Annotated in this window: 9 protein-coding genes, 10 tRNA genes, 2 rRNA genes and 1 riboswitch; of the genes, 14 read left to right on the top strand and 7 right to left on the bottom strand. The window is 41.1% G+C overall.

Annotated elements, in window-relative coordinates; genetic code table 11:
• From M3610_RS25460 to M3610_RS25405, 12 genes are all read left to right on the top strand, one after another.
• A 23S ribosomal RNA gene (locus M3610_RS25460) occupies nucleotides 1-129 on the top strand; the annotation flags it as partial.
• A 57-nt stretch (nucleotides 130-186) separates the two neighbouring features.
• Nucleotides 187-303: ribosomal RNA gene (gene rrf / locus M3610_RS25455) — 5S ribosomal RNA — on the top strand.
• Between the two features lie 39 nt (nucleotides 304-342).
• Nucleotides 343-417: transfer RNA gene (locus M3610_RS25450), tRNA-Glu, on the top strand.
• Between the two features lie 39 nt (nucleotides 418-456).
• Nucleotides 457-532, top strand: a tRNA-Val gene (locus tag M3610_RS25445).
• Between the two features lie 18 nt (nucleotides 533-550).
• Nucleotides 551-627, top strand: a tRNA-Met gene (locus M3610_RS25440).
• A gap of 21 nt (nucleotides 628-648) precedes the next feature.
• Nucleotides 649-741, top strand: a tRNA-Ser gene (locus M3610_RS25435).
• A gap of 165 nt (nucleotides 742-906) precedes the next feature.
• A tRNA-Met gene (locus M3610_RS25430) sits at nucleotides 907-980 on the top strand.
• 35 nt (nucleotides 981-1,015) lie between these two features.
• Nucleotides 1,016-1,092 (top strand) — tRNA-Asp (locus M3610_RS25425).
• A gap of 45 nt (nucleotides 1,093-1,137) precedes the next feature.
• A tRNA-His gene (locus M3610_RS25420) sits at nucleotides 1,138-1,213 on the top strand.
• 15 nt (nucleotides 1,214-1,228) lie between these two features.
• Nucleotides 1,229-1,303: transfer RNA gene (locus M3610_RS25415), tRNA-Gln, on the top strand.
• A gap of 20 nt (nucleotides 1,304-1,323) precedes the next feature.
• Nucleotides 1,324-1,397: transfer RNA gene (locus M3610_RS25410), tRNA-Gly, on the top strand.
• 4 nt (nucleotides 1,398-1,401) lie between these two features.
• Nucleotides 1,402-1,475: transfer RNA gene (locus M3610_RS25405), tRNA-Ile, on the top strand.
• A 57-nt stretch (nucleotides 1,476-1,532) separates the two neighbouring features.
• Here M3610_RS25405 and sleB read toward each other — a convergent pair.
• Both sleB and M3610_RS25395 read right to left on the bottom strand, forming a co-directional pair.
• Nucleotides 1,533-2,252: a spore cortex-lytic enzyme gene (gene sleB, locus M3610_RS25400; protein ID WP_098576132.1), complete on the bottom strand. Its 720-nt coding sequence runs from the start codon at nucleotides 2,250-2,252 to the stop codon at nucleotides 1,533-1,535.
• A 246-nt stretch (nucleotides 2,253-2,498) separates the two neighbouring features.
• On the bottom strand, nucleotides 2,499-3,944 hold the full coding sequence (locus tag M3610_RS25395; protein WP_251463338.1) for a DEAD/DEAH box helicase: 1,446 nt from the start codon (nucleotides 3,942-3,944) through the stop codon (nucleotides 2,499-2,501).
• Between the two features lie 316 nt (nucleotides 3,945-4,260).
• Between M3610_RS25395 and desA the strand changes: the two genes are divergently transcribed.
• Nucleotides 4,261-5,295: a Delta(5) desaturase DesA gene (gene desA / locus M3610_RS25390; protein ID WP_098576130.1), complete on the top strand. Its 1,035-nt coding sequence runs from the start codon at nucleotides 4,261-4,263 to the stop codon at nucleotides 5,293-5,295.
• Between the two features lie 91 nt (nucleotides 5,296-5,386).
• Nucleotides 5,387-5,908 (top strand): response regulator, encoded by a 522-nt coding sequence (locus M3610_RS25385; protein WP_251463337.1) that lies wholly within the window; start codon nucleotides 5,387-5,389, stop codon nucleotides 5,906-5,908.
• 82 nt (nucleotides 5,909-5,990) lie between these two features.
• On the opposite strand, the gene M3610_RS25380 is transcribed toward M3610_RS25385, so the two are convergent.
• The 5 genes from M3610_RS25380 to M3610_RS25360 all read right to left on the bottom strand — a co-directional run bounded on the left by M3610_RS25380 (nucleotide 5,991) and on the right by M3610_RS25360 (nucleotide 11,047).
• Nucleotides 5,991-7,664, bottom strand: a complete 1,674-nt coding sequence (locus M3610_RS25380) for a ribonuclease J (RefSeq protein WP_285851480.1) — start codon at nucleotides 7,662-7,664, stop codon at nucleotides 5,991-5,993.
• 161 nt (nucleotides 7,665-7,825) lie between these two features.
• The gene (gene dapA, locus M3610_RS25375) at nucleotides 7,826-8,713 is read right to left on the bottom strand and encodes a 4-hydroxy-tetrahydrodipicolinate synthase (RefSeq protein WP_098576127.1); all 888 of its coding nucleotides are present in this window, start codon (nucleotides 8,711-8,713) and stop codon (nucleotides 7,826-7,828) included.
• Between the two features lie 129 nt (nucleotides 8,714-8,842).
• Nucleotides 8,843-9,022: riboswitch (Lysine riboswitch) on the bottom strand.
• Nucleotides 9,023-9,119: 97 nt separating this feature from the next.
• Nucleotides 9,120-9,305, bottom strand: coding sequence for a hypothetical protein (locus M3610_RS25370; RefSeq protein ID WP_251463336.1), 186 nt, complete (start codon nucleotides 9,303-9,305; stop codon nucleotides 9,120-9,122).
• A gap of 94 nt (nucleotides 9,306-9,399) precedes the next feature.
• Nucleotides 9,400-10,614: an MFS transporter gene (locus M3610_RS25365; RefSeq protein ID WP_251463335.1), complete on the bottom strand. Its 1,215-nt coding sequence runs from the start codon at nucleotides 10,612-10,614 to the stop codon at nucleotides 9,400-9,402.
• 13 nt (nucleotides 10,615-10,627) lie between these two features.
• Complete coding sequence (locus M3610_RS25360; protein ID WP_098576124.1) at nucleotides 10,628-11,047, bottom strand: MarR family winged helix-turn-helix transcriptional regulator; 420 nt, start codon at nucleotides 11,045-11,047, stop codon at nucleotides 10,628-10,630.
• Nucleotides 11,048-11,150 lie beyond the last annotated feature (103 nt).

Below are 11,150 nucleotides of genomic sequence, written 5' to 3'. Positions count from 1 at the left end.
CCTCAAGATGAGATTTCCCATAGCGCAAGCTAGTAAGAACCCTGAAAGATGATCAGGTTGATAGGTCAGAGGTGGAAGCGTGGTAACATGTGGAGCTGACTGATACTAATCGTTCGAGGACTTAACCTAATATTTAATATGATGATTGTCAATTATCTAGTTTTGAGGGAATAAAACCTCATATAGTCTGGCAGTAATGGCGAGAAGGTCACACCCGTTCCCATACCGAACACGGAAGTTAAGCTTCTCAGCGCCGATGGTAGTTGGGACACGCGTCCCTGTGAGAGTAGGACGTTGCCAGGCTAGCCCATTTGGGTTATTTTTTTCGTCAATATTTAATATGGCCCCTTGGTCAAGTGGTTAAGACACCTCCCTTTCACGGAGGTAACACGGGTTCGAATCCCGTAGGGGTCACCAAAGTTTTTTCATGCGAGTGAAAATAACATTCATTATTTTGGAGGATTAGCTCAGCTGGGAGAGCATCTGCCTTACAAGCAGAGGGTCGGCGGTTCGATCCCGTCATCCTCCACCATGATTATATTTGTTCTTTGGCGGTGTAGCTCAGCTGGCTAGAGCGTACGGTTCATACCCGTAAGGTCGGGGGTTCGATCCCCTCCGCCGCTACCAATCAATTATTTATTAATATCTGGAGGAATACCCAAGTTTGGCTGAAGGGATCGGTCTTGAAAACCGACAGGCGGGTCATACCGCGCGGGGGTTCGAATCCCTCTTCCTCCTCCATTATTACTTTTTATAATTTCTATCGTCGCGGGGTGGAGCACGTTCGAATAAACTGCTTCGAATAATCTTCAGCGCAACGATTGAGCCGCTGCTTGAATATGCTTTCTGAAATCGGGGCGGTCGTAATACTAAGAGCATGTGAAAACTTCAATTTTTTATTATCGTCGCGGGGTGGAGCAGTCTGGTAGCTCGTCGGGCTCATAACCCGAAGGTCGCAGGTTCAAATCCTGTCCCCGCAATTAAGTTATTTTCAAGCATTGCTTGAAAAAACTCTGGTCTGGTAGTTCAGTTGGTTAGAATGCCTGCCTGTCACGCAGGAGGTCGCGGGTTCGAGTCCCGTCCAGACCGCCATTTTTTTCTAGTAGGTTTCCTACTATTAATATATAGATTATTTTGGCGATTGTGGCGAAGTGGTTAACGCATCGGATTGTGGTTCCGACATTCGTGGGTTCGATTCCCATCAGTCGCCCCATTGATTTTATAATATTGGGCTATAGCCAAGCGGTAAGGCATCGCACTTTGACTGCGACATGCGTTGGTTCAAATCCAGCTAGCCCAGCCATTTTTCTTATTTTTAATAACGCGGGTGTAGTTTAGTGGTAAAACCTCAGCCTTCCAAGCTGATGTTGTGAGTTCGATTCTCATCACCCGCTCCAATATGGGCCTATAGCTCAGCTGGTTAGAGCGCACGCCTGATAAGCGTGAGGTCGATGGTTCGAGTCCATTTAGGCCCATTAAAAAAACGACTTAGAAGTTTCTTACAACTTCTAAGTCGTTTTTTTTTACATTCACTATTTACAAAAAATATGTTTACCAATCCTTTTGATTTGTGGCCGACTCCATATCCAACCACTTGTCGCGGTATCAGGATTAAAATAATATATGGCTCCGCCACTAGGATCCCAGCCGTTGATGGCATCCATAACTGCTTTTTTCGCAGTCTCATTGGGTGTTAAATTAATTTGTCCATCTGCCACGGCAGTAAAGGCTCCTGGTTGATAGATGACACCTGCAACTGTATCTGGAAACGATGAGTGGCTGACCCGATTCAAGATAACTGCTGCAACAGCGACTTGCCCTGTGTATTCCTCACCACGTGATTCCCCGTAAACAGCGTTTGACATCAATTGAATATCATTTTGTGAGAAATTGCCTGTGACATTAGCTGAATTGTTACCTGATGAATTAGTTTTTTCATACTTTGTTGCTTTCACAATAGCTGCCTTTGTTTTAGCTCCTACAACTCCATCTACTGGAAGACCAAATTGGTCTTGAAAATTCCGTACGGCCCAATAGGTATTCCAGCCAAATACACCATCAATATTACTTGTATAAAAGCCGTTATATTTGAGTCGTGACTGCAACTCAATAACATCTTCTCCCGATGAGCCCCTTTGGAGCACTTGACTTGTAAATGCTAGTACGTCATTACTTTGTTCACTAGTGGTGATGAATACAACAAAAAGTACAATAAAAATCAGCCGTGTCTTAATGAAAGCTTTTTCTAGCAAAATATTGCCTCCTAAGAACAGTAATACCGTTATTTTCTTCAAAAATTATCCTCTTATGTAAGATGAAAAAAAGAATACCGCCCGATAGCGGTATCCAAATTACTAGAAATACAATCATATTGTCTCGCAACAGAGCCAGTAACAATTAAATTAGGAGCAACTACTGCATACCAGAACAGAGGGCATTTTATGTTAGGGTACAAATGAAAAGAACGATTATAATGGTTAATCGCTCTAAGTAAAATGTTATTTTAGGGCTTTGCTAACTTTAATTTTCTTTCCCTTAATGGTGGCATTCTCCATTGCCTGTAAGACGAGTGCGCCCTTGCCATTCAAAATATCAACATAGGTCATTTGATCCTGGATGGTGATAATGCCAATATCCTCGGCTGTGACACCAGGGATTTTTGCGATCGTCCCAACAAAATCGACTGCGCGCATCTTCTTCTTTTTTCCACCGTTGAAATGGAGCTTCATGATACCTTGGTTAATCCGAGCAGTTTTATTATTTCTGACGACACGGCGGCCGCCGCTTTTTTCTACAAATGCGTCTCTTCCCTTTGCAACTTCAGTTGGTTTTGGAGCCTCCATTTTAGGAATCTCAAAGCCAATATAGCGCTCAATCGCCCGAACAAATTTCCCTTCAAATGGCGTGGCAAAGGTAATCGCTTTTCCTTCATTGCCGGCTCGACCGGTTCTTCCAGTGCGGTGGACATAGCTTTCTTTTTCCATTGGGACGTCATAGTTGATGACGAGGGTGACATTATCAATATCAATTCCGCGTGCGGCCACATCTGTGGCGATGAGGTAGCGGAAATTTCCCATTTTGAAGCCATCCATTACCGCAAATCGATCTTGTTGTTCTAATCCGCCGTGAAGTCGTTCGCAAGAATAATTCGATTCTTCCAATTCGGAATAAACGGTATCGACATGTTCCTTTGTCCGGCAAAAGATAAGACAGCTATCTGGATTTTCGACAACCGTTACATCTTTGAGCAGGGAAAGTTTGTCTGCTTCCTTGACCTCGATTAACAGATGTTCAATCGTATCTGTCGTGACCCCGGCTGATGCAATTTCGATATTTACTGGATTTTTCATATATTTATGGCAGAGGTTTTCAACATCCTCCGGTAAGGTAGCCGAGAAGACCATGGTGACTCGGTTGGAAGGAAGTTCTTTTATGATCGCTTCGACTTCGTCGATAAACCCCATATTAAGCATTTCATCTGCTTCATCGATAATAAGATACTTTATTTCATCAAGAATGAGGGTCTCTCTGTCAATATGGTCCATGACGCGTCCGGGTGTTCCGACGACGACATGCGTTTTCTGCTGCAGTTCTTCTTTTTGCTTTGAAAAAGGTTCTTTCCCATAAACGGCCATGGCCTTAATCCGTTTAAACCTGCCAATATTCGTGATATCCTCGCGTACTTGAACCGCAAGTTCTCTCGTCGGGGTAAGAATTAATGCTTGTGGCTTTCTTTCTTCCCAGTTAATCATGTTGCAAACAGGGATCGCGAAGGAAGCCGTCTTACCACTGCCCGTTTGCGATTTTACAACCAGATCTTGATTCTTCAATGCCAAGGGAATGACCTCGGTTTGGACCTCGGTAGGTGTGTCATATTTTAAAATGGTCAGTGCTCTTGTGATTTCGTCACTTAAATGATAATCCGCAAAACTTACTTTACTCATGTATTAACCTCATTTATTAGTATTATCCGGCTTACCTTTAGGATTTCTCGCGAAGAAATATCATATGCATAAACTGAATACGCTCCATTATACTGGAAATACACCATTCACCCAAAATAATTTTTAAAATTATTTCAAAAAAAGTGCCTGACACCAGAAGTGTTGGTATATCTGGTGTCAGGCACCAATTTGCTGAAAAATATTATTGTAATGTGACATTTGTCATACCCTGCACATGACACCTGCTACTAACAAGGACAAACTTGTTTCTCTATACTTTGATATAACGACACGAAGAAGGAAGGGAATTCAAAAAATGACCTTACAAAATACGAAGACTCTAAAAAAACAAGTGGCTCCCTTTGAAAAATCAACGACAAAAGAAAGCGTATGGCAGATTATTAATACGGTCGTACCATTTATTGCCTTATGGTACCTTGGCTATTTGAGCCTATCCGTTTCCTATTGGTTAGCACTCGTACCAATCATCCTTGCTGCAGGATTTCTCACAAGGATATTTATCATCTTTCATGATTGCACCCATTATTCCTTTTTTAAAAGCCGGCGCACGAATCGAATCGTTGGCACGATGATGGGGGTACTAACGATCTTCCCGTTCGATAAATGGGGATATGAACATGCCGTTCACCACGCTACAAGTGGAAACTTGGATAAACGAGGTACAGGAGATATTTGGACATTAACAGTAGATGAATATTTAGCAGCACCACTAAAACTTCGTTTGGCTTATCGCTTTTATCGCAATCCTTTGGTAATGCTTGGGTTGGGTCCGATCTATGTGTTCCTTCTTAAGAATCGTTTTAATCGTAAAGGTGCAAAAAGAAAAGAACGTAATAACACATATTTAATCAATATGCTCATTGTAGCCTTAATCAGTTTGCTTTGTTTGGCTATCGGATGGCAGTCATTTCTCTTAGTTGAAGGCTCAATTTTCATGATTTCAGGCGCATTAGGTGTATGGCTGTTCTACGTACAGCATACGTTTGAGGATTCTTACTTTGAAGAAGATAAAGAGTGGGAATATGTGAAAGCAGCAGTAGAAGGAAGTTCATTCTATAAACTTCCAAAAGTATTGCAATGGTTAACTGGAAATATTGGCTTTCATCATGTGCACCATTTAAGCCCAAGAGTACCTAACTATAAATTGGAAGAGGCACATAAAAACACGCCTCCATTACAAAAGGTTCCAACAATTACCCTTGCTACAAGCTTAAAGTCTCTTCGCTTCCGTTTATGGGATGAAGAACAAAAAAACTTTGTAACCTTTAAAGAAGTTAGAGTTTTAGCAAAGAAAAAGTTCACTGTCCAACAAGTGAAACCGGAAATTTAACAACTAAGGGTCCCATTATAACAGGCTAGCTCCCCTTCATTAAGGGGAGTTGTTATTTACATAACAACTGCCGGATAAGGAGAGAGCTTACATGATTCGAATCGTTATTGCAGAGGATCAGGAACTGCTGCTTGGAGCAATGGGTTCTCTCTTGAATTTGGAAGAAGATATGGAAGTGGTCGGTCAGGCGAGCAATGGGGAAGAGGCGCTTTCACTAGTGCATCAACTTCAGCCTGATGTTTGTATTATGGATATAGAGATGCCTGAAATGAGTGGGCTAGAGGCAGCAGAAGCATTAAAGTCATTTGGCTGCAAGGTGATTATCCTAACTACCTTTGCGCGAAGTGGATATTATCGTCGTGCATTACGGGCGGAGGTAAGAGGGTTTTTATTGAAGGATAGCCCTAGTGATGAACTAGCCAATTCCATTCGCAGCATTCATAACGGGGATAAAATTTATAACGCCGAACTAATTGATGAAGACCCCATTGACCAAAAACAAGATATGGAAGTAATCCGCCAACACCACCACCTCAAAGAACATACAAAAATCAACACAGTCAAAAACTATCTCACCACTATACTAGATAAAATAAAATTGCCAACAGGTTAAAAATGAAGGTAATTAAAACAATTAAAACATTGGGTGTCAGGCACCATGTGAAATTTTTTCACATGGTGCCTGACACCCTTTTTCATATTTCAATTATAATAGGGAGAATCATCGGTTTTCTTTTTGTTTGGGCGAATACGTATTGTCCGACGCTTTTCTTGATGTTTTGTTTCATGACATTCCATTGGCGGATATTTTCAGTTTGGAGGTCATTAATGGTTTTCTTAGTAAGGCGGTTAATCTCTTTGAGGAGCTGGTCTGAGTCACGGGCATAGACGAACCCGCGGGTAATCGTGTCAGGCCCAGAAATAATCTTCCGGTCTCCTTTACTAATGGTAATCACAATTACGAGCATTCCATCTTCAGAAAGCTGCCTCCGGTCCCTGAGCACAATGTCCCCAACATCGCCAACGCCCATCCCGTCAACATACGTATCCCCAGCTGGAATGGACCGGGTCTGACGGGCAACGGAATTTTCGATATCAACCACATCACCATTTTTAATAATAAATGTATTTCCCTTTTCTACGCCCACAGACTCTGCTAACATCTGGTGATGATGCAGCATTCGATATTCACCATGAATCGGAATAAAATAGGTTGGTTTCATTAAGGTAAGCATGAGCTTTAAATCTTCCTGATAACCGTGCCCTGAAACGTGCATGCCCGTTGAACTACCCGAGCCATAGATCACTTTAGCACCTAGTTGAAATAAGTTGTCGATGATTCTCGACACATTTTTTTCATTGCCCGGTATTGGGGAGGCAGCTAAGATAACTGTATCCCCAGGATAAATGGAAACATCCCGGTAGTTTCCGCTTGCCAGTCGCGCAAGGGCGGCCATAGGTTCCCCCTGACTTCCAGTACATAGGATGGCAACCTTTTCCGGCGCCAGTTGGTCAACATCCCGTGCTTCGATAAGCATTCCCTCTGGCATGTTTAAATACCCGCGCTCTATCGCAACAGAAACGACATTTACCATACTACGGCCAAGCAGGGCGATCTTTCGATTAGATTTTATGGCAGAGGCGACAACCTGCTGGACACGATTTACATTCGAGGCAAACGTAGATATAAAGATTTTTCCTTCTGCTTTCATGAAGGCTTCATCTAAAGTGCCACCAATCATTTGCTCGGATGGCGTTAGCCCCTTACGCTCGGCATTGGTACTTTCTGATATTAAAACTAAGACACCTTGCTCACCAATATCAGCCATCTTATGAATATCAGAATGTTGATTATTCACTGGTGTTAAATCAAATTTGAAGTCCCCAGTATGAACGACATTCCCCTCAGGAGTATGAAAAACAATGCCGAGACAATCCGGGATACTGTGACTTACTCTGAAGAAGGAAACGGTTGTTTCTCCAAACTCAAGCTTGGAATCTGAATCAATCGTCACGAGTTTCGTGTTGCCATTCAACCTGTGTTCGTCAATTTTTAATTCAATCAGGCCCAAGGTAAAGCGGGTAGCGTAAATAGGAACGTTCAATTTTCTTAATATATACGGAATCCCGCCAATATGGTCCTCATGTCCATGAGTGACAATTAAAGCACGGATTTTCTCCTGATTTTCTACCAAATAAGTAATATCAGGGATAATTAAATCAATTCCTAATAAACTCTCATCTGGAAACTTCCCGCCGCAGTCAATAATAAAAATATCGTCTGCATATTGAACCACATACATGTTTTTTCCGATTTCATTGATACCGCCTAAAGCAAAAATGGATAATTGCTGATTATTGGTTTGCAAGTAAATATCCTCCCTATTCCATGTAAATATGAATAGTATGCCCTTTTGGTTGGACTTTATTGGAAAGGGAAAGTGAAAAATTTCAGTCAGGGTCCGAAAAATAAAAGGCTGTCAACAGTACGGAATTCAAAATTCCCTATGTGTTGACAGCCTACCAGCATTTAAATTAATGTTTTGACTTGGTGTCCAGGTAAAACCACTTGCAATGCCATTTCTTCATCGTGACTCAAAGGCAGCAATGGCAATCGAAGTCCACCAACCTGCACCCCGCTCATGTTCAGGGCTGCTTTTACTGGGGCCGGATTAGGAGCCGTAAATAATGCCTTCATAAGAGGAAGCAGTTGGCGATGAGAGTGAGCCGCTTCTTGGACGCGTCCATTTTTAAAATGATTTATCATTTCTTGCATTTCATTGCCAATTACATGGGAAGCAACAGATACAACTCCAGCACCGCCAATCGCTAAAACCGGCAATGTTAAGCTGTCATCCCCACTATAAAGGGTAAAATCACTAGGGGCTTGGCTAATAATAGAAGCCATGTCATCCAGGTTGCCGCTTGCTTCCTTAACAGCAACAATATTCTCGATTTGGGATAGGCGAACAATGGTCTCTGCGGATAGATTGACCACACTTCGACCAGGGATATTATAAAGCATAACCGGTAATGATGTAGATTCAGCGATTGCTTTGAAATGTTGATACATACCTTCTTGGGAAGGTTTGTTATAGTATGGAGCAACGAGCATGATCCCGTCTACACCTGTTTCTTCAGCTTGCTTTGTTAAACTGATAGATGCCCGTGTATTATTCGAGCCAGTGCCAGCAATAACTGGGACTCTTCCTCTCGCTGCGACGACAACGGCTTTAAATAAAGCGATTTTTTCATCCGTCGTTAAAGTTGGAGATTCACCGGTTGTACCGGCAACGACGAGACCGTCCGTCCCATTTTCAATTAAATAATCTACTAATCTTCTTACTGCGTTAAAATCAACCTCGCCATTTTGATCAAATGGTGTAACCATTGCGGTTAAAACTTGGCCAAAATTCATTTTTTCTCACCCTTTTAATAAATTTTTATAAAATTTAGAGGTGGGCAAGGCCATTCAAAATTCAACGCAAAAAAGCAACAGTGAGGGTTCACTGTTGCAGTAGAAACATAAATAAAACTAAGTTCCCGTGCGTAAGATAGCCCTCCATATAGTCTCCTATATGACAGTTCTGTATTTATTCAATAGCAGAACCAGCTTCATGATCATGAGAATCAATGAAACTTCGGCAAATTCCCCTTTCTACAACCATCGTTGGACCTCATTATCCTCCAGTTGTGTACTAATGGTCTTTGCACCTCTATCCTCACTTCAAAAGTATTGAAGTAAGAAAAATATATAATTAATAGTAAATATATCAGAATATTCCTTTTGTTTCAAGGGGGAAAAGGAACTATATTTGTAAAGTTTATGCAGTTTCTAACCCCTGTTCTTCTTTTTCTACTTCTAATGCAGATACAATATATGCAAACCCGTTCATCACAAAATAAATAACATCCGATTGAATCTGTTCCTTTTCTCCTAAATAAGTATTTATGATCATACTGATGGAAAAGAAAACTACGAAGGATAATGCAATTTTATTAAAAATCATCAAATTTACCGACCCCTTTATTTAGGATTCTTATGTTAATCATATTTGCTTAAGACGGGTTTTATGTCTGCCGCCTGAAGGGTGGTGCTTGAAATCAATGAGTGCCAGGTGTTGGTTCATTCACCCTGGTTCTTCTTGGAAGTTCTTTCTTACCGTGCAGGAAGTGGTAAAGAACCATCGATGCAAGAACGACTGCACCTAAAATGACATACAAAGTACGATAGCCTGTTAACGGTATAATAAACCCGAGGATGTATGGACCGAAACCCAGACCCGCATCAAGAAAGATAAAGAAAGTGGAAGTGGCCAAACCCATCCGATGGGGAGGAGTTAGTTTTACTGCTATGGCTTGGGTACTTGATTGCAAGTTACCGAAACCAAGGCCGATTAATACTCCTGCTGCTAATAAAATAATGCTGATGTTTGCGGTGCTAAGCAGAAACAAACCAACGGCAAAGGCAATAATACATGGATACATAATATAGTTTGCCCCTTTTAAATCCATTATACGGCCGGTAAGGGGGCGTGATAACAATACGGCAATAGAATAAACTAAGAAAAAGAAACTTGCAGCGCTTACTAGATCAATTTCTATTGCATAGAAGTTAATAAATGAAAGAACGCTGGAATAACAAAAAGCTACTACTAATGTAATAACTGCAATTGGCAATGCATTGGGCTCAATATAATTAGAAAGTTTAAATCCTTTTGTTTCAGTTGGTTGGGGTGTTCCTTCTAATTGAGGCACATTTACAAAGAACGCTGTGACTAAACTAATGATCCCTATTACAAGGGAGAAAATAAATATCATTTGAAAGTCCGTATGCTGGGTCATGTATAGGCCAATGAATGGGCCAATTGCGGTAGCCAATGTTGCGCTCATACTGAAATAGCCAATTCCTTCAGCTTTCCGTGAAGCAGGGATAATCTGGGCCACGATCGTTCCTGTTGCTGTACCAACCATTCCGGCTGCAATCCCATGGAGTAGTCGTGTTATAAGCAGGAAGGTAATCCCGAAATTCAGAAAATATAAAAGAAGGGTGAAAATAAAAAGGATGGAACCAGTGATTAATGTTCTCTTCCTTCCAATAGACTCAATAAATCTACCGATCAAAAACCTGCCAATTAATGAACCAACAATAAAGATTCCTGTGGCAAGACCTGCTTGACTTGTGGAAGCATGAAATTCGTCTACTGCATAGACACCAATGATGACAATTAATAAATAAAAGACTAAAGTGACGAAAAAATTGACCCCGGAAACAATCGTAAAATCTTTAGTCCAAAGTTTAGCTCTTGGTTGATTCACGTTATTAAACCCCTTACTTAATAATATTATCTCGAATGATCCCCATAATCTGGATGGTTTCAAGCTGTTCGTGTTCTGAGATACCTTTTAAGATGTCATTTTCAAACTGATCAATCGTGACCCGAACTTCTATATATACTTTTTTTCCTAGTTCAGTCAGCTGTATCCGCTTTTCACGTTTATCATGGCTAGGAACCTGTTCGACATAGCCCAGTTCCTCTAATCGATTAATAGTCCTAGTAACTGTGGGTTTTTCTACATATAAATAATGAGAAAGATCCACAAGTGTAGCAGGTCCATTATTGGATAAGCAGTGAAAAATAGACCATTGAGCTCTGTGAAGTTGATGCTCAGCCAAATGGAAATTCAATTTATTTTCAAACGGGCGGTAAAGCATCAATAATTGATGAAAGAATTTTTGTGAAGTCTTTATTTAAATCACCTCGAATAAGTCGAATAGTTAGCTAGAGTAATAATTACCCTGGGTAACTATATTAGTGTAACAGATGTGGTTTTATAAGTCTAATTGTGGTTAC

It is taken from the genome of Neobacillus sp. MER 74 (assembly GCF_023714155.1).
The sequence above is the reverse complement of the archived record's forward strand: the minus strand, read 5'-3'. Positions and strand labels throughout refer to the sequence as shown.

Coding starts and splice junctions, on each gene's coding strand:
- M3610_RS25395 (WP_251463338.1), bottom strand. CDS start 3,944: ATGAGTAAAGTAAGTTTTGCGGATTATCATTTAAGTGACGAAATCACA.
- desA (WP_098576130.1), top strand. CDS start 4,261: ATGACCTTACAAAATACGAAGACTCTAAAAAAACAAGTGGCTCCCTTT.
- M3610_RS25385 (WP_251463337.1), top strand. CDS start 5,387: ATGATTCGAATCGTTATTGCAGAGGATCAGGAACTGCTGCTTGGAGCA.
- dapA (WP_098576127.1), bottom strand. CDS start 8,713: ATGAATTTTGGCCAAGTTTTAACCGCAATGGTTACACCATTTGATCAA.
- M3610_RS25370 (WP_251463336.1), bottom strand. CDS start 9,305: ATGATTTTTAATAAAATTGCATTATCCTTCGTAGTTTTCTTTTCCATC.